This window comes from Amycolatopsis sp. NPDC003865 (assembly GCF_053605345.1).
The window spans coordinates 620,724-636,967 of record NZ_JBSGJA010000001.1; the positions used below are offsets into that span (position 1 = coordinate 620,724).

Sequence of the window (16,244 nt, forward strand, 5' to 3'; positions counted from 1 at the left end):
CCGCCGAGGGGCCGATCACACGTCCGTGCGTGCGGGGCGCTCAGGGCGATCCGCGCAGCACCTGCCACACCCGGGTGGCGAGGTGCAGGTTCAGCCTGCTGTCCACGTCGTTGAGGTCGAGCTCGGTGATCTCCCGGATCCGGCCGAGCCGGTAGCGCAGCGTGCTCCGGTGGATCATGAGCGCGGCGGCGGTGTCACCGTAACTGCCGCCGCACTCGAGGTACTGCGCGAGCGTCGCGACCAGCTCGGCGTTGTGCTGGGTGTCGTAGTCGAGCAGTTTCCCGAGCCACTCGCGGACGAACTCGACGACGTCGCCGTGGTTCTGCCCGGTGTCGAGGATGCGGTAGATCCCCAGCTGGTCGAACGTGGTGACCCCGTTCGGCGTCTGCGAGCTGCGCCGGATCTGGACCGCCCGCACCGCTTCCGCGTAGGACCTGGGCAGCTGCCCCGGCGTGTCACAACGGCTGCCGATGCCGATCGCTCCCCCGGTACCGAGGCTCTCCGACAGCGAGGAGTACAGCGCCGCGCCGTCCAGCGGCCCGGCGACCAGCAGCACGACCGCGCCCGAATGGCGCGACACGAGCGAAGCGAGCCCGAGCGTCGTCACGGCTCGCCCGGTGGCCTCGGCGACCACGTCCTCGGCGAGGTCCCCGGCCCACCGCAGCACGACCACGTGGTGCGGGCGGCGGAGATCGTGCCCGATCGCCTCGGCACGGGCGTACGCGCCACCGTCGTCGGTCCCGGTGACGAGGTCGTCCACGAGGTCGCGGCGCAGGCGCAGCTCGGCTTCGGCCAGGCTGCGCTGGTGCGAGAGTTCCAGCGCCAGCACGGTCGTGCCGTACTCGAGAGCGAACACCTCGTCCACACCGGCGGTCCGCCCGGGGTCGATGAGGGCGAGCACGCCGAGGACCTCGTGCCGCGGCCGCACCAGGGAGATGAGCCGGTCCTTCACCCGGGCCGGCTCGGACAGGGTCGCGGCGTGCCGGAGCAGCTCCTCGCGCCGGTGCACACCGACCTTCGGATACGGGTCCGGCCGGCCGGGGCCGGCCCACGCGCGCAGGTTGCCGAACCGATCCTCGATCGCTACCGGCAGCGCGGTCAGCTGGTGCAGTGCGTGCGCGATGCCCGGCTCGCCGGCGCCGGAAGCCGAGATGGTCGACAGCACGTCGTGCACCTGCTTCTGCTGCTTGAGCCGCTCCACCGACGTGGACAGCTGTTCGTTGAGCTCCCGCAGCGCCAAGGACTGCCGGCGCTCCCGCCTGATCAGCGCCGAGTTGGCCAGCGCCGCGGCGGCCTGCTGGCAGAGCGAGCTGAGCAGGAAGATCTCGCCACGCGAGGGGGGCAGCTCGGCCCGGACCACGAGAATGCCCGTCAGGCCGCCCGGCCCGCGCAGCGCGTGGCACCAGCGCCAGTGGCCGTCGGGCAGCTCGATCCGCCCGCTCTGCCCGTCAAGCTTGCCGACCTCCGCGCCGAGGTCGGGATGAGCCTTTTCCGCACCATTCTGCGGGGTGACCGAGCCATCTTCCTCGATAAGATATGCCGCATCGGTTGTGCAACCAATCAGCGACGGCACCGAGGTCGCGGCGAGCCGCATGATTTCCGCCGCGTCGCGGCCGTCGAACATCATCATCGAAATCGCGAACAGGCCGTAGAGATCCGACAGCTGGGCACGCCACCAGCTGTCCGTTTTGGCTTCCTGACCGAGCGAAACCGCATCTTCCTCAGGCGTCATTTCCGGCCTCCCCGGCGCCGACCTGCTGTTTCGCACCCTACGCCGCCGAGACCTGTTCTGCCGGGCCGACAAGGCTTCGGAAAATTCGACCTGCCGGGCGCACGCGGACGGTGCGTGCCTTTGCCACGGTGGAACCGCATCGGACAGGCACACTCCGCCGCCACACGCCGGGCCTGGCGTACGGGAAAGCCTGCCCGCCGAACAAAGCTACGCGAAATCGGTTCGGATCGGACACTCCCGGCTGGACGATCCGTCCGGATGAGGACCAGATCATGACCTTGCTGCGTTTCGATCCCTTCCGTGATTGGGAACGCTTGAGCGAACAGGTATCGAGCGGGCGCACGGCGCCCCGCGCGATGCCGATGGAAGCGTTCCGCCGCGGTGACGAATTCTTTGTCGCGCTCGACCTGCCGGGCATCGACCCGGGCGACGTCGACGTGTCCGTCGAACGCAATGTCGTCACGGTGCGGGCGACCCGCCGGCCGGTCCGCGACGAGGGCGCCGAGCTGATCATCGACGAGCGGCCGCAGGGTGACTTCAGCCGCCAGCTGTTCCTCGGGGACAACCTGGACACCTCCCGGCTGGCGGCCGACTTCGAGCGCGGCGTGCTGACGCTGCGCATCCCGGTGGCCGAGTCGAGCAAGCCCCGGCGTGTCGAAATCGGGAGCCGCGACGAGCGGCGGCAGCTCACCGACGACCGCACGGGTCAGCCTGCCCGCACCGAAGAACACGCGAACGCCTAGGAGACGAGCCATGACCGCACACCCGGGCGCCACCGCGCCTACTCCACGTCACGCCCCCGACCGGGTGCCGATCGCTTCGTACGATGACTACCGCGACGCGGAGCGTGCCGTCGACCACCTCTCCGACCAAGGGTTCCCGGTGCAGCGGACCGCCATCATCGGGCGCGACGTGCAGCTGGTCGAGCAGGTCATCGGCCGGCTGGACCACGGCGGCGCCGCCCTGCGCGGCGCCGGCTCCGGAGCGCTGAGCGGGCTCCTGATCGGCTGGCTGTTCGGCCTGTTCAACTGGTTCACCCCGGTCCTCGCCACGCTGACCCTCGCCCTGTACGGGCTCGTCTTCGGAGCGGTCGTCGGAGCGGTCTTCGGGCTGGTCGCGCACGCACTGCAGCGCGGCCGCCGTGACTTCGCGTCGGTCCGCGCGATGACGCCCACCCGCTACGAAGTCGTCGCCGACGCCGAAGTCGCCGATGAAGCCCGGGCGCTGCTGGCGCGGCTGCCCGCCGAGTCCGGGGGTGCGTGATGGCGAAGGCGGTCGGGATCGACCTCGGCACCACCAACTCGGTGATCGCCGTCTGGGAAGCGGGTGAGCCGCGGGTCATCCCCAACTCGGAGGGGGCCCGGACGACCCCGTCGGTCGTCGGCTTCACCGAAAGCGGTGAACGGCTGGTCGGGCAGCTCGCCCGCCGCCAGGCGATCCTCAACCCGAAGGGCACCATCTACTCGGCGAAGCGGTTCATCGGCCGCAAGTTCGACGAGGTGTCCGACGAGGCCAAGGCGGTCGGGTTCGACGTCGTCGAGGGCGAGGGCGGCGTCGTCCGCTTCGACATCCGCGGCAAGCTCTACTCGCCGGAGGAGATCAGCGCGCAGGTGCTGCGCAAGCTGGCCGACGACGCCGGCAAGAACCTCGGCGAGCGGGTGACCGAAGCCGTGATCACCGTGCCCGCGTACTTCAACGACGCGCAGCGGCAGGCGACCAAGGACGCCGGCAAAATCGCCGGGCTGAACGTCCTGCGGATCATCAACGAGCCGACCGCGGCCGCGCTGGCCTACGGGCTGGATTCCCAGCAGCACGAGACCGTGCTGGTCTTCGACCTCGGCGGCGGCACGTTCGACGTGAGCCTGCTCGACGTCGGCGACGGCGTGGTCGAGGTGCGGGCCACCGCGGGCGACAGCCACCTCGGCGGCGACGACTTCGACCGCCGGCTCGTCGACTTCCTCGCCGACAAGTTCGCCGCGGACAACGGCATCGACCTGCGGCAGGACGCGCAGGCGCTGCAGCGGCTGTTCGAAGCGGCGGAGAAGGCCAAGGTCGAGCTGTCCTCGGTCGCCCAGACGAGTGTCAACCTGCCGTTCATCACCGCCGACGCGAGCGGGCCGAAGCACCTGACCGCGACCGTCCGGCGCTCGGAGTTCGAGCAGATCACCGCCGACCTGGTCGAGCGCTGCCTCGGCCCGGTACGGCAGGCGATGTCCGACGCCAAGGTCAGCGCGAACGACATCGACGAGGTCATCCTCGTCGGCGGCTCGACCCGGATCCCCGCCGTGCAGAGCCTGGTCCGCCGGCTCACCGGCGGCAAGGACCCGAACATGAGCGTCAACCCGGACGAGGTCGTCGCCCTCGGCGCCGCCGTGCAGGCCGGGGTGCTCAAGGGCGAGGTCAAGGACGTCCTGCTGCTCGACGTCACCCCGCTGTCCCTGGGCGTGGAGACCCGCGGCGGCGTGATGACGAAGATCATCGAACGGAACACGACGATCCCGGCGCGGCGCACGGAGGTGTTCTCCACCGCGGAGGACAACCAGCCCGCGGTCGACATCGTGGTGCTGCAGGGCGAGCGCGAGCGCGCGGCCGACAACCGGGTGCTCGGGCGGTTCCAGCTCAAGGACATCCGGCCGGCACCGCGCGGCGAGCCGCAGATCGAGGTGACCTTCGACGTCGACGCGAACGGCATCGTCAACGTCACCGCGCGCGACAAGGACACCGGCGCCGAGCAGGGCATCACGATCACCGAGAGCTCGAACCTCGACCAGTCCGAGATCGAGCGGATGGTCAGCGACGCCGAGCGCAACCGCGCCGACGACGAACGCCTGCGCGAGGAGGTCGAGGCGCGCAACCTGCTGGACAGCGTCGCCTACCAGGCCGAGAGGGCGATCACCGACCAGACGCCGGCGCACGAGAAGGCGCGCGCGGAGATGCTGATCACCGACGCGCGGGAAGCCGTCCAGTCGAACGCGCCGCTGGACCGGGTGCGCGAGCTGACCTCGGAGCTGCAGCAGGTGCTGGCCGGGCTCACCGCGGCCCGGCCGGGCGGGGACGGCGGTCCGCCGCCGCAGCGCGAGCCGGCCGAGGACGACGACGTGATCGACGCCGACTTCGACCGGGCGTGAGGAACCATGGCCACCACAGGGAAATCCACGGAGCCGGGGACATCCTCCGTGGACGCCGCCGGGACGGGCGCCGAGTCCGGCCCCCAGGACGCACCCGTCCCGGCGGTGGGGCCGGATCGGCTCCAGGAACTCGAGGCGAAGGCGGCCGAATGCGAGGACCGCTGGCGCCGGGCGATGGCCGACGCCGACAACCTGCGCAAGCGGCACACGGCGGAGCTGCGCGCCGAGCGCGCGGCCGAACGGGCCCGGGTCGCCGCGGCCTTCCTCCCCGTCATCGACAACCTTGAGCTGGCGCTCGCGCACGCCGAAGCCGACCCCACCGCCGTCGTGCAGGGCGTGCTGGCGATCCGCGACCAGGCCGTGCAGCTGCTGACCGGCCTCGGGTACGAGCGTGACGACGAGAGCGGCGTCCCGTTCGACCCGGCCCGGCACGAGGTGGTCGCGGTCGTCGACGAGCCGGGCACCGAACCGAACACCGTGACCCGGGTGGTCCGGCCGGGGTACGGAACCGCCGGCGGGCAGCTGCGGCCGGCCGCGGTCGCCGTGGCCAAACCACGGGGGTGAGCGCGCGTGGCACGGGACTTCTACGCCGCGCTCGGGGTCGGCCGGGACGCCGGCACCGAGGAGATCCAGCGGGCGTACCGGAAACTCGCCCGCGAGAACCACCCGGACGTCAACAAGGACCCGCAGGCCGAAGATCGGTTCAAGGAAGTCAGTGAGGCCTACCAGGTTCTGTCCGACCCGGAGCAGCGGCGCAAGTACGACCGGTTCGGCGACGACTTCCGGCAGGTGCCCGACGACTGGGAGCAGCGTGTCGGCGCCGGTGCCGGACCGCGCGGCAGCCGGGTCCGCTACTCCACCTCCGGCAGCGGGTTCGAAGGGTTCGAAGGCTTCGAGGGCGTCGACATCGAAGACCTTCTCGGCGGCCTCTTCGGCGGCCGGGGACGCGGCGGCCCGATCCCGGGCGCGGACCAGGAGGCCGAGCTCGAGCTGACCGTCGAGGAAGCCTATCGCGGCGGGCGGCGGCACCTGAACCTCGGCGGCGACCGCGAATACGACGTGAAGATTCCGCCGGGTGTGCTCGACGGGCAGCGCATCCGGCTGGCCGGGCAGGGCGGGCGCGGCTCCGGCAACGCCGCACCCGGCGACCTCTACCTCGTCGTCCGCATCCGGCCGGACCGCCGGTACCGGCTGGAAGGGCGCGACCTCCACGTCGAGCTCCCGGTGACGCCGTCGGAGGCCGCGCTCGGCGCGACGGTCCCGGTCACCACTCCCGGCGGCGAGGTGAAGGTGCGCGTCGCGGCCGGGTCGTCCAGCGGGCGGCGGCTGCGGCTGCGCGGGGAGGGCATGCCGAACCCGAAGGGCAAGCCAGGCGACCTCTACGCGGAGGTCCGGATCATGGTGCCGAAGCGCCCGACCAAGCGTGAACGCGAGCTGTACGAACAGCTCGCCGCGGTGTCCGACTTCGATCCCAGGAGGACCTGATGGCGCGGTACGTGCTCGTCCGCCCGGCCCGGCTCGACCTCGAGACCGTGGCCGCGCGCAGCGGGCTGCACCCCGAGCTGGTCCGCCGGCTGGCGGCACTCGGCCTGCTGGAGTCGACCCCGGACGCGAACGGGCGCCCGTGCTTCCCACCGTCCACTGTGGCCAGACTGGCCCGGGTCCAGCGGTTGCGCGCCACGCTGCCGGTCAACTACGCCGCGCTCGGGCTGGTGCTCGACCTGCTCGACCGCATCGACGTCCTCGAAGCCCGAGTCAGGAGCCACCGGCGATGGACATGAGCAAGCTGACCCAGAAGTCCCAGGAAGCACTGCAGGAGGCCCAGAGCGTCGCCGGGCGCCTCGGCCACACCGAAACCGACGGCGAGCACCTGCTGCTCGCGCTGCTCGACCAGCCCGAGGGCCTGGTGCCACGGCTGGTCGCGCAGACCGGCGCGGACGTCGACGCGCTCCGCACCGCGGTCGAGGCCGAGCTCGCCCGCCGGCCGAAGGTGACCGGGCCCGGCGCCCAGCCGGGGCAGGTCTACGTCACCCGGCGGCTGGCCGGGCTGCTCGACGCGGCGGAGCGGGAAGCCAAGCGGCTCAAGGACGAGTACGTCTCCGTCGAGCACCTGGTCCTGGCGCTGGCCGAGGAGGGGACGGCGTCGGCGGCCGGGCGGATCCTGCGCGACCACGGCGTGACCCGCGACTCCTTCCTGACCGCGCTGACCAAGGTCCGCGGCAACCAGCGCGTCACGTCGGCGACCCCCGAGGGTGCCTACGAGGCACTGGAGAAGTACGGCCGCGACCTGGTCGCGGACGGGCGCGCCGGCAAGCTCGACCCGGTGATCGGGCGGGACACCGAGATCCGCCGCGTCGTCCAGATCCTCTCGCGCAAGACGAAGAACAACCCCGTGCTCGTGGGCGATCCCGGGGTCGGCAAGACCGCGATCGTGGAGGGGCTGGCGCAGCGGATCGTGCGCGGCGACGTGCCGGAAGGCCTGCGGGACCGGACGATCTTCTCGCTCGACATGAGCGCGCTGGTCGCCGGAGCCAAGTACCGCGGTGAGTTCGAGGAACGGCTCAAGGCCGTGCTCGGCGAGGTCACGGCCGCCGCGGGCCGGATCATCCTGTTCGTCGACGAGCTGCACACGATCGTCGGCGCGGGCGCCACCGAAGGGGCGATGGACGCCGGCAACATGCTCAAGCCGATGCTCGCCCGCGGCGAACTGCACATGATCGGCGCGACCACCCTGGACGAGTACCGCAAGCACATCGAGAAGGACGCCGCGCTGGAACGGCGGTTCCAGCCGGTCGTCGTGCCCGAACCGGCCGTCGAGGACACCATCTCCATCCTGCGCGGGCTGCGCGAGCGCCTCGAAGTGTTCCACGGCGTCAAGATCCAGGACGCTGCGCTGGTCGCCGCGGCCGTGTTGTCGCACCGCTACATCAGCGACCGGTTCCTGCCGGACAAGGCGATCGACCTCGTCGACGAGGCGTGCGCGCGGCTGCGCACGGAAATCGACTCGATGCCGGCCGAACTCGACGAACTCACCCGGCGGCTGACGCGGCTGGAGATCGAGGAAGCCGCACTGGCCAAGGAAACCGACAAGGCGAGCAAGGCGCGGCTGGAGGAGCTGCGCCGGGAACTGGCGGACCTGCGGGCCGAAACCGACGCCAAGAAGGCGCAGTGGGACGCCGAACGCCAGGCGATCCGGCGCGTGCAGGAGCTGCGGTCCGAACTGGAGCGAGTACGGCACGAAGCCGAAGAGGCGGAACGGAACTACGACCTCAACCGCGCCGCCGAGCTGCGCTACGGCGAGATCCGCGAACTGGAGCGCCAGCTCGAGGGCGAGGAGGAACGGCTGGCGCGCAAGCAGGGCGAAAAGCGGCTGCTGCGCGAGGTCGTCACCGAGGACGAGATCGCCGAGATCGTCTCGCAGTGGACCGGCATCCCGGTGTCGCGGCTGCAGGAAGGCGAGCGCGAGAAGCTGTTGCGGCTCGACGAGATCCTGCACGAGCGGGTCGTCGGGCAGGACGAGGCCGTCCGGCTGGTCGCCGACGCGATCATCCGCGCCCGGTCCGGGATCCGCGACCCGCGCAAGCCGATCGGGTCGTTCCTCTTCCTCGGCCCGACCGGGGTCGGGAAGACGGAGCTGGCGAAGTCCCTCGCCGGGGCGCTGTTCGACAGCGAAGACAACATGGTCCGGCTCGACATGAGCGAGTACCAGGAGCGGCACACGGTCTCGCGGCTGCTGGGCGCCCCGCCCGGGTACGTCGGCTACGACGAGGGCGGCCAGCTCACCGAAGCCGTGCGGCGCAGGCCGTACTCGGTGGTGCTGTTCGACGAGATCGAGAAGGCCCACCCGGACGTGTTCAACACGCTGCTGCAGGTGCTCGACGACGGCCGGATCACCGACGCGCAGGGCAGGCTGGTCGACTTCCGCAACACGGTGATCATCATGACGTCCAACATCGGCTCGCAGCACCTGCTCGACGGCGTCACGTCGTCCGGCGAGATCAAGGCGGAAGCCCGGGACGCGGTACTGGCGGAGCTGCGGCACCACTTCCGGCCCGAGTTCCTCAACCGCCTCGACGACATCGTGCTGTTCACCCCGCTGGGGCTGCCGGAGATCGAGCGGATCGTGGACCTGCAGTTCGACCAGCTGCGCCGCCGGCTGGCCGAGCAGGGCATCACCGTCGAGCTCACCGAAAACGCGCGGCGCTTCATCGCCGAGCGCGGGTTCGACCCGGTGTACGGCGCCCGGCCGTTGCGCCGCTACATCTCCCACGAGGTCGAGACCCGGATCGGGCGCGCGCTGCTGCGCGGTGAGCTGACCGAGGGGCTGGTGATCGTGGTCGACGCGGCCGGCGGCGACCTGACCGTCGACTTCCGCGCCCCCGCGGCGGAGGCGGCATGAAGACTGTCACCGTCACCTGCGAACACTGCGGGAAGACCAACCGGATTCCCGCCGCCGCGGACGGATCGCCGAAGTGCGGCAACTGCCACCGGCCGCTGCCGTGGGTGGTCGACGCGGGCGACGCCGACTTCGCGCCGATCGCCGAGCGGGCCGGCCTCCCGGTGCTCGTCGACCTCTGGGCCGAGTGGTGCGGACCATGCCGATCGGTGAGCCCGGCGCTGGACCGGCTCGCCCGCGCCCGGGCCGGGAAGGTGAAGCTCGTCAAGGTCGACATCGACCTGGCGCCGGGAGTGGCACGCCGGTTCGACGTCATGGCCGTGCCGACCCTCCTGGTGCTCCGCGGCGGCGAGGTCGTCCGGCGGCAGGCCGGCGCGGCACCGGAAAACGTGCTGCGCGACTGGCTCGACCAAGCACTGAACTCGCCGGAGGAGGCGAAGAAATGACCACCGTCGTCGACCCGCACCTGGCTCTCGTCCGAGACGTGGTGCCCCGGACTCCCCAGGGCTGCCAGGAATGTCTCACCGCCGGGACCTCGTGGGTGCACTTGCGGCTGTGCCTGACCTGCGGGCACGTCGGCTGTTGCGACTCTTCCCCGATGAAGCACGCGAGCCGGCACGCCCACGCCATCGGCCATCCCATCGTGCGCTCGTTCGAGCCCGGGGAAAACTGGCGCTGGTGCTACGTGCACGAGGCGTTCGTATGACGGTCTCAGCACCGGACCTCGTGGAGACGCCGGATCCGCACGGCGCGTTCCCCCGGCTGACCCGCGAGCAGCTCGAGAAGCTCTCGGACGCGGGCGAGCGCCGTCCGGTGCGGCCGGGGGACGTGCTCTACGCCCAAGGCGAACGGGACACGGACTTCTACGTCGTCCTGAGCGGCAAGGTCGCCATCCAGCACCGCGAAGGCGACGAAACCAGAACCGTGCGGGTGCACGGGCCGGGCCGGTTCCTCGGCGAGCTGGGCCTGCTCGAAGGGCAGCCGTCGTTCTTCACCGCCGTCGCCGCGGAACCCGGCGAGGTGCTCGCCATCGGAGCCGGCAAGCTGAGGCAGCTGGTCCTCGGCGATCTGATCCTGCACGCCTACTTCGCCCGCCGCGCGGTCATCATCGGCTCCGGCGACGGGCTGCGGATCGTCGGCTCGTGCTACTCGCCCGACACCCGGCGGCTGCTGGAGTTCGTGGCCCGCAACCGCCTCCCGTACCGGCTGGACGACCTCGACAAGGACCGCGGAGCCGAGGAGCTGCTGCGCCGGCTCGGCGTCACCGTCGACGAGACCCCGGTGGTGGTGCTGCCCGGCGCCGGGGTGCTGCGCAACCCGGGCAACACCGAACTGGCGTCCGCGATGGGGCTGCGGCACGAGGAGCTCCCGGTCGGCGTGCGCGACGTGCTCGTGGTCGGCGCCGGTCCCGGCGGGCTCGCGGCCGTCGTCTACGCGGCCTCCGAAGGACTGGCGACGTCGGCGTTCGACGCCGTCGCCGCGGGCGGGCAGGCGGGCACGACGTCGCGGATCGAGAACTACCTCGGCTTCCCGTCCGGGATTTCGGGTGCGGAACTGGCCGAGCGGTCGGTGATCCAGGCGGACAAGTTCGGCGTCCGGGTCGTGGTTCCGGGTGAGGCCCGCACGCTCGCCCTGCGGGGCGGGCTGTACGCGGTGGGCTTCGACGACGGCACCGAGATCGTCACCCGGACGGTGATCATCGCGACCGGCGCCCGGTACCGGCGACTGCCCCTCCCCCGGCTCGACCACCTGGAAGGCACCTGCCTCTACTACGCCGCGACCCCGCAGGAAGCCAGGCAGTGCCAGGCCGATCCGGTCGCGGTGGTCGGCGGCGGCAACTCCGCGGGGCAGGCCGCGGTATTCCTCGCGCAGACCTCGCCCGTGGTCCACCTGCTGGTGCGCGGCGGCGACCTCGGCGCGGACATGTCGCGCTACCTCGTCGACCAGGTCGAGCGCCACCCGCGGATCCAGGTCCACCTGCACACCGAAGTCCGTGAGGTCGCCGAGGACGGCAGGACGATGTCGGCAGTCGAGGTCGAGGACAACCGCACCGGCGAGCGGCACCGGCTCGCCGCCCGGGCGTTGTTCGTCTTCATCGGCGCGGCTCCCCACACCCGCTGGCTGTCGGGCCACATCGCGCTCGACGAGGACGGGTTCGTGCTCACCGGCGCGGACGCGGGCGGCTCGCACACACCGTTGCCGCTCGAGACCAGCAGCCCCGGCGTGTTCGCCGTCGGCGACGTCCGGCACGGCTCGGTGAAGCGCGTGGCCTCGGCGGCGGGCGAAGGGGCCATGGCCGTCCGGCTGGTGCACGAGCGTCTCGCGCAAGAACTCGCACAACCGGGAGGACTCCCATGACCACCAGGCTTTCCCTCACGCTCACGGAACTGGACCGGCTGGTCAGCCGCGCGGCACCGCCGCACGAACTCACCATCAGCTCCACCCTGCATCCCGGGCGCTACACCGTCGTCGCGATCGCCGGACGGGCGGACGCTCCGGCGTTGCGGACCCTCGCGGGGTACCTGGCCGGGCTGGTGCACGCGGGTTCCCGGAACTTCGTCGTCGACCTGTCCCGGGTGGAGCAGCCCGGCGACGACTTCCTCCGCCTGCTGCGCACCTTCGGCGACAGGGTGACAGCGGCCGGCGGCGAGCTGGAGCTGACCGGGCTGACGCCACGGGTGCTGTACGAGCTGGACGACGAGCCGCTCGCCGACGTTTTCGCGCTGTACCGCGTCGATTCCGAAGTCGGCCGGCGGCTGCGCTGCCCGCAGGGGTTAGACGGCGTCGCCGAACCCGGCTCGCCCGCCCGCTTCCGAGCGTTCGTCGACACCGCGGCCACCGGGCGCGGCGAGCGGTTCGGGAGGCGCCGATGACCACGGTAAGCCGTCCCCGCCGGCGGGCGTGGCTGCGGATCTTCGCGATCGGCCTGCTGCTGTGGGTGTTGTCGGTCATCGTCACGTACGCGACCGGCAACCCCAACCTGCTGCCGACGCTCGTGCTGCTCGGCAGCTTCCTGGTGCCGGTGACGTTCGTGGCGTGGGCGTTCGAGCGCCGCGACTCCGGGGAGATCACCGCCGAGCTGGTGTTCCGGACCTTCTTCGTCGGCGGCGTGCTCGGCGTCCTCGGCGCCTCGGTGCTGGAGACCTACCTGCTGTACCAGTCGACGTGGCTGTATCTGTGGGTCGGGCTGATCGAAGAGGCGGTCAAGCTGGTCGCGCTCGCCATGCTGACGCGCGGGCTGGCCGTGAAGTCCATGCGGGACGGCATGATCCTCGGTGCGACGGTCGGCTTCGGCTTCTCCGCCTTCGAATCCGCGGGCTACGCGCTCACCTCGTTGTTCACCACCCGGGGCCTGTCGCTCGACGACCTGGTCACGACCGAACTGCTGCGCGGGCTGCTCGCGCCGGTCGGGCACGGGTTGTGGACCGCCATCCTGGGCGGGCTGCTGTTCGCGTGGAGCACGCGCGAACACTTCGTGCTGAGCCTGCGCCTGGCGTTGGCGTTCCTCGGCGTCGCGCTGCTGCACGCGCTGTGGGACTCGATGTCGGCCATCGCGCTGGTGATCACGCTGGTGCTGACCGGGCAGGTCGCGCGGTTCGACCCGCGCGGCCTCGTCGTCCCGCCCGCGGACGTGACGACGGTGTACACCGTGACGACCTGGGCGGGCATGGGCGTGATCGCGCTGATCGGAGTGCTGTGGCTGCTGGTACTGGTCCGGCGGTCACGGCGGCGGGAGCGCCGGGAACCCCATTGGAGGTACCGGGTCCCGGCCACACGCACGCCGGCGACCGGACGTTACTGACCCGCGGAGGGATTCGCCGACGTGACCGCTCCTTCCTCTTCCCGAACGGCCACCATGCCTTCGGACGTGAACGCGCACCTCGGACCGTTCGACCGGTTCGCCAGCGTCATCAGCAAATTCGCCTCACGCGCTTGGTTCTTCGTCCTTTGTGTCCTGGTGATCGTCCTGTGGGCACCGTCGTTCCTGATCCTGCCGGGTATCGACACGTGGCAGCTGATCATCAACACCGCGACCACGATCGTGACGTTCCTGCTCGTCGCCCTGCTGCAGAACACCCAGAAACGCTCCGACGACGCCACCCAGCACAAGCTCAACGCCATCGCCTCGGGCCTGTGCGACCTGATGGCCCACCTCGCCGACGACCACCCGCAGCTGCACCACGACTGCGGCCAGCTGCGCAAAGCAGTGGGACTCGAAGACCACGAGAGCGCGGCCTGAAACGCACCCCTTCGACGACAGCAAGGAGCACGGTGATGCAGGATTGCTTCCACGAAGCCTTGGTGAGCCGGTTCAGCGGGGACTACTGGCGAGGCGAACTCGCTTTGTCCTCCACCCGCGACACCGGTGTGGTACTGGCGACTGTGTCCGGCGAGATCGACCTCGCCACGGCACGCGCCTTCACCCAGCACCTCGAATCGACCCTCGCGGGCCCGCCGAGCGCGGTGATCGCCGACCTCGGCAGAGTCACCTTCCTCTCCTCTTCAGGGCTCGCGGCACTCCAGATCTTCGCCCAGGCAGCGAAGTCCGCAGGCGTCGCGTTCTGCCTCGTCAGCACCCAGCGCGCGATGCTCCGGCACCTGCAGCTGACCGCCTTGGACCGAGTCATGACCATCAAGCCCACCGTCGCCGAGGCCCGCGCCTGGCTCAGGCAGGTCAGCTGACGTTGAAGTTCTGGTCCACCTCGGCCGCCAGTGCGCGAAGCGCGCCGTCGAGGGTGGCACGCACCTCATCGGTGTCGGCCGCCTCATCGACTTCCACCTGCAGCTCGGCCTGGCTGGCCCCGGACCCGCTGCCGATGACCCGCAGCCGGCCGGCCCACCCGTCGTGACCGGCCGGACGCCACTCCACCCGGCCCTCCGCCGCACGCAAGTCGATGTCGTACGCGCGGGAGCCGCCACCCGGCAGCCACGCTTTCGCGCGGGTGGCGTCGGATGCGGTGTTGAGCACGATATCTTCCTCGGCCGCCATCGCCCGGCTGCTGGTCACGATGCGCGTCGCCATTCCGGTACTCTCCTTCCGGCCCTCGCTCGCGACGAGTCGCCGTCGTGCCTCCACGACAGGCTCACTGCGCGGCGCTCGCTCATGCGTCCGGGATCAGGTCGGCAGCTTCGACGCGAGGATGTCGACGTTCTCCATCGCAGGTGAGACGGTGAACAGTTCCTCGGCGCGCTGCCCGAGTGCGGTGCCCACGCCACCGGCCAGGTGAGCTTGCCGGCCGGCGTCATCGGGGAACACGTCGAAGATACCGAACGTGGACTCGTCGAACCGGACGGCGAACCAGGCCCGGGTGTCCGGCTCCTGCTCGACGATCGCCTGCGCGTCTGTCAGGAACTTCGCCACTTCCGACTCCTTGCCCGGCTTCGCCTGCACCCGGACCAGCAGACCGACTCGCACCATGATTCCTCCTTTTGCCGGAAACACCTTCAACTGGACGGCCTACCCGGACTGGTGCGAAACAAACTCCGAACAAGAGATCACGAGGCCGTCCGGTCAAATATCCGTCTGCCTTTGACCGAAACTTTCGATGCTCGGCAAATCATTGACGGCCGTTGCGGAACTGCCTAACGTCGTGGCGGGGAATTCCCGACCGGAGGTCGACGATGACCAGACTCAGGACACTGCTCGGAATGCTCGCCGGCGCCACGCTGCTCGCCGGCGCCGCACTGTCGGCGCCAGCACCGGCGGCCGCCGCCTCGCTGGTGGAGGTGACCGGTTTCGGCGACAACCCCGGTGGCATGCGGATGCACGTCTACGTGCCCGACTCGCACCCGGCCCACCCCGCGATCGTGGTCGCCATGCACGGCTGCGGCGGCTCGGGACCCGGCTTCTACTCGGGCAGCGAATTCGCCTCCCTCGCCGACCGGTACGGATTCCTCGTCATCTACCCCAGCGCCCAGCAGCAAGCCGGCTTCGGGAACTGCTTCGACACCTGGTCCGACGCGGCCAAGCGGCGCGGCGGCGGCAGCGACCCGGTCTCGATCGTCTCAATGGTCACCTACGCCGAACAGCACTACGGCGCCGACCCCGGCCGGGTCTTCGCCACCGGATCGTCCTCCGGCGGCATGATGACCAACGAAATGCTCGCCCTCTACCCCGACGTCTTCCAGGCCGGCGCGGCGTTCATGGGCGTGCCCTTCGACTGCTTCGCCGGCGCCGCCGACTACCCGCCCGGCAGCAGCAAGTGCACCGGCGGCAGCATGAACCGCACCCCGCAGCAGTGGGGCGACGCCGTCCGGCAGGCCTACCCCGGCTACCAGGGTCCGCGCCCGCGGATGCAGCTCTGGCACGGCACCGCCGACACGCTGGTGCCCTATTCCCTGCTGCAGGAGGAAATCGAGCAGTGGACGAATGTGTTCGGGCTGAGCCAGACCCCGACGTCCACCGACACCCCGCAGTCCGGCTGGAACCGCCGCCGCTACGCCGACGCCTCCGGCACCGTCCAGGTCGAGGCGTACAGCATCCAGGGTGCCGGCCACAGCCTGCCCGCTACCGGCATGGCCGCGTACGCCATCGCCTTCTTCGGGCTGACCGGCACCACCCCACCGACCACCACCACCCCACCGACCACGACGACCACCACCACCCCGCCACCGTCGGCTTCGTGCGCGGTCGCGGCCGCGGTGAACGCGTGGAACAGCGGGCTGACCGAAAACCTCACCATCACGAACACCGGCACCACCCCGGTCGTCGGCTGGTCGCTGGTCTTCCCGTTGCCGGCCGGCCAGACCATCACCTCCGGCTGGAACGCCACGTACTCCCCGTCGTCGGGCGAGGTGACCGCGCGCGCCGCGGCCTACAACGGCACGATCGCGCCGAACGCCTCGGTCACCATCGGCTTCCAGGCCACCCACACCGGAACCACGGCCACGCCCACGTCGTTCACCCTCAACGGCACGAGCTGTTCCCGCACCTGACCGGCGGGCGGGCAATCGAACGGTTCGCCGCGCCCCGGCCGGGTATTCACCC

18 protein-coding genes are annotated in these 16,244 nt (G+C 70.9%); 15 read left to right on the forward strand and 3 right to left on the reverse strand.

What is annotated here, in order from left to right; genetic code table 11:
* Window positions 1-40: 40 nt before the first annotated feature.
* Window positions 41-1,732, reverse strand: a complete 1,692-nt coding sequence (locus tag ACWEVP_RS02610) for a PucR family transcriptional regulator (protein ID WP_452060876.1) — start codon at window positions 1,730-1,732, stop codon at window positions 41-43.
* A gap of 272 nt (window positions 1,733-2,004) precedes the next feature.
* Between ACWEVP_RS02610 and ACWEVP_RS02615 the strand changes: the two genes are divergently transcribed.
* From ACWEVP_RS02615 to ACWEVP_RS02680, 14 genes are read left to right on the forward strand one after another with little or no spacing between them, the layout of a single operon-like run.
* Window positions 2,005-2,475, forward strand: a complete 471-nt coding sequence (locus tag ACWEVP_RS02615) for an Hsp20/alpha crystallin family protein (RefSeq protein ID WP_452060877.1) — start codon at window positions 2,005-2,007, stop codon at window positions 2,473-2,475.
* A 10-nt stretch (window positions 2,476-2,485) separates the two neighbouring features.
* A complete protein-coding gene (locus tag ACWEVP_RS02620) occupies window positions 2,486-2,995 on the forward strand; it encodes a general stress protein (RefSeq protein WP_452060878.1) in 510 nt (169 codons plus the stop codon).
* Window positions 2,995-4,860 carry a molecular chaperone DnaK gene (dnaK, locus tag ACWEVP_RS02625; RefSeq protein ID WP_452060879.1) on the forward strand — a complete coding sequence of 622 codons (1,866 nt, stop codon included), beginning with the start codon at window positions 2,995-2,997 and terminating at the stop codon, window positions 4,858-4,860. Before ACWEVP_RS02620 ends, dnaK begins: the two co-directional genes overlap by 1 nt.
* A gap of 48 nt (window positions 4,861-4,908) precedes the next feature.
* Window positions 4,909-5,424 carry a nucleotide exchange factor GrpE gene (locus ACWEVP_RS02630; RefSeq protein WP_452060880.1) on the forward strand — a complete coding sequence of 172 codons (516 nt, stop codon included), beginning with the start codon at window positions 4,909-4,911 and terminating at the stop codon, window positions 5,422-5,424.
* 6 nt (window positions 5,425-5,430) lie between these two features.
* Window positions 5,431-6,345 carry a DnaJ C-terminal domain-containing protein gene (locus ACWEVP_RS02635; protein ID WP_452060881.1) on the forward strand — a complete coding sequence of 305 codons (915 nt, stop codon included), beginning with the start codon at window positions 5,431-5,433 and terminating at the stop codon, window positions 6,343-6,345.
* On the forward strand, window positions 6,345-6,641 hold the full coding sequence (locus tag ACWEVP_RS02640; RefSeq protein WP_452060882.1) for a chaperone modulator CbpM: 297 nt from the start codon (window positions 6,345-6,347) through the stop codon (window positions 6,639-6,641). The genes ACWEVP_RS02635 and ACWEVP_RS02640 overlap by 1 nt, the downstream gene beginning before the upstream one ends.
* Complete coding sequence (clpB, locus tag ACWEVP_RS02645) at window positions 6,632-9,259, forward strand: ATP-dependent chaperone ClpB (protein ID WP_452060883.1); 2,628 nt, start codon at window positions 6,632-6,634, stop codon at window positions 9,257-9,259. Before ACWEVP_RS02640 ends, clpB begins: the two co-directional genes overlap by 10 nt.
* A complete protein-coding gene (gene trxA / locus ACWEVP_RS02650; RefSeq protein ID WP_452060884.1) occupies window positions 9,256-9,702 on the forward strand; it encodes a thioredoxin in 447 nt (148 codons plus the stop codon). The genes clpB and trxA overlap by 4 nt, the downstream gene beginning before the upstream one ends.
* Window positions 9,699-9,962, forward strand: a complete 264-nt coding sequence (locus ACWEVP_RS02655; RefSeq protein WP_452060885.1) for a ubiquitin carboxyl-terminal hydrolase 14 — start codon at window positions 9,699-9,701, stop codon at window positions 9,960-9,962. The genes trxA and ACWEVP_RS02655 overlap by 4 nt, the downstream gene beginning before the upstream one ends.
* Window positions 9,959-11,614, forward strand: coding sequence for an FAD-dependent oxidoreductase (locus tag ACWEVP_RS02660; protein WP_452060886.1), 1,656 nt, complete (start codon window positions 9,959-9,961; stop codon window positions 11,612-11,614). Before ACWEVP_RS02655 ends, ACWEVP_RS02660 begins: the two co-directional genes overlap by 4 nt.
* Window positions 11,611-12,129, forward strand: a complete 519-nt coding sequence (locus ACWEVP_RS02665; protein WP_452060887.1) for an STAS domain-containing protein — start codon at window positions 11,611-11,613, stop codon at window positions 12,127-12,129. The genes ACWEVP_RS02660 and ACWEVP_RS02665 overlap by 4 nt, the downstream gene beginning before the upstream one ends.
* On the forward strand, window positions 12,126-13,058 hold the full coding sequence (locus ACWEVP_RS02670) for a PrsW family intramembrane metalloprotease (protein ID WP_452060888.1): 933 nt from the start codon (window positions 12,126-12,128) through the stop codon (window positions 13,056-13,058). The genes ACWEVP_RS02665 and ACWEVP_RS02670 overlap by 4 nt, the downstream gene beginning before the upstream one ends.
* 54 nt (window positions 13,059-13,112) lie before the next feature.
* Complete coding sequence (locus tag ACWEVP_RS02675; RefSeq protein WP_452060889.1) at window positions 13,113-13,496, forward strand: low affinity iron permease family protein; 384 nt, start codon at window positions 13,113-13,115, stop codon at window positions 13,494-13,496.
* Window positions 13,497-13,531: 35 nt separating this feature from the next.
* On the forward strand, window positions 13,532-13,939 hold the full coding sequence (locus tag ACWEVP_RS02680) for an STAS domain-containing protein (protein WP_452060890.1): 408 nt from the start codon (window positions 13,532-13,534) through the stop codon (window positions 13,937-13,939).
* Here the strand turns inward: ACWEVP_RS02680 and ACWEVP_RS02685 are convergent.
* Together ACWEVP_RS02685 and ACWEVP_RS02690 are read right to left on the reverse strand one after the other, a co-directional pair.
* Window positions 13,932-14,279, reverse strand: a complete 348-nt coding sequence (locus tag ACWEVP_RS02685) for a hypothetical protein (protein WP_452060891.1) — start codon at window positions 14,277-14,279, stop codon at window positions 13,932-13,934. The two genes, ACWEVP_RS02680 and ACWEVP_RS02685, sit on opposite strands and share 8 nt — an antisense overlap.
* Window positions 14,280-14,372: 93 nt before the next feature.
* Complete coding sequence (locus tag ACWEVP_RS02690) at window positions 14,373-14,675, reverse strand: putative quinol monooxygenase (RefSeq protein ID WP_452060892.1); 303 nt, start codon at window positions 14,673-14,675, stop codon at window positions 14,373-14,375.
* A gap of 203 nt (window positions 14,676-14,878) precedes the next feature.
* Here ACWEVP_RS02690 and ACWEVP_RS02695 point away from each other — a divergent pair, with 203 nt between their 5' ends.
* Window positions 14,879-16,192, forward strand: coding sequence for an extracellular catalytic domain type 1 short-chain-length polyhydroxyalkanoate depolymerase (locus ACWEVP_RS02695; protein WP_452060893.1), 1,314 nt, complete (start codon window positions 14,879-14,881; stop codon window positions 16,190-16,192).
* Window positions 16,193-16,244: the final 52 nt, after the last annotated feature.

Coding starts and splice junctions, on each gene's coding strand:
- ACWEVP_RS02610 (WP_452060876.1), bottom strand. CDS start 1,732: ATGACGCCTGAGGAAGATGCGGTTTCGCTCGGTCAGGAAGCCAAAACG.
- ACWEVP_RS02615 (WP_452060877.1), top strand. CDS start 2,005: ATGACCTTGCTGCGTTTCGATCCCTTCCGTGATTGGGAACGCTTGAGC.
- ACWEVP_RS02620 (WP_452060878.1), top strand. CDS start 2,486: ATGACCGCACACCCGGGCGCCACCGCGCCTACTCCACGTCACGCCCCC.
- dnaK (WP_452060879.1), top strand. CDS start 2,995: ATGGCGAAGGCGGTCGGGATCGACCTCGGCACCACCAACTCGGTGATC.
- ACWEVP_RS02640 (WP_452060882.1), top strand. CDS start 6,345: ATGGCGCGGTACGTGCTCGTCCGCCCGGCCCGGCTCGACCTCGAGACC.
- clpB (WP_452060883.1), top strand. CDS start 6,632: ATGGACATGAGCAAGCTGACCCAGAAGTCCCAGGAAGCACTGCAGGAG.
- trxA (WP_452060884.1), top strand. CDS start 9,256: ATGAAGACTGTCACCGTCACCTGCGAACACTGCGGGAAGACCAACCGG.
- ACWEVP_RS02655 (WP_452060885.1), top strand. CDS start 9,699: ATGACCACCGTCGTCGACCCGCACCTGGCTCTCGTCCGAGACGTGGTG.
- ACWEVP_RS02660 (WP_452060886.1), top strand. CDS start 9,959: ATGACGGTCTCAGCACCGGACCTCGTGGAGACGCCGGATCCGCACGGC.
- ACWEVP_RS02665 (WP_452060887.1), top strand. CDS start 11,611: ATGACCACCAGGCTTTCCCTCACGCTCACGGAACTGGACCGGCTGGTC.
- ACWEVP_RS02670 (WP_452060888.1), top strand. CDS start 12,126: ATGACCACGGTAAGCCGTCCCCGCCGGCGGGCGTGGCTGCGGATCTTC.
- ACWEVP_RS02675 (WP_452060889.1), top strand. CDS start 13,113: ATGCCTTCGGACGTGAACGCGCACCTCGGACCGTTCGACCGGTTCGCC.
- ACWEVP_RS02680 (WP_452060890.1), top strand. CDS start 13,532: ATGCAGGATTGCTTCCACGAAGCCTTGGTGAGCCGGTTCAGCGGGGAC.
- ACWEVP_RS02685 (WP_452060891.1), bottom strand. CDS start 14,279: ATGGCGACGCGCATCGTGACCAGCAGCCGGGCGATGGCGGCCGAGGAA.
- ACWEVP_RS02690 (WP_452060892.1), bottom strand. CDS start 14,675: ATGGTGCGAGTCGGTCTGCTGGTCCGGGTGCAGGCGAAGCCGGGCAAG.
- ACWEVP_RS02695 (WP_452060893.1), top strand. CDS start 14,879: ATGACCAGACTCAGGACACTGCTCGGAATGCTCGCCGGCGCCACGCTG.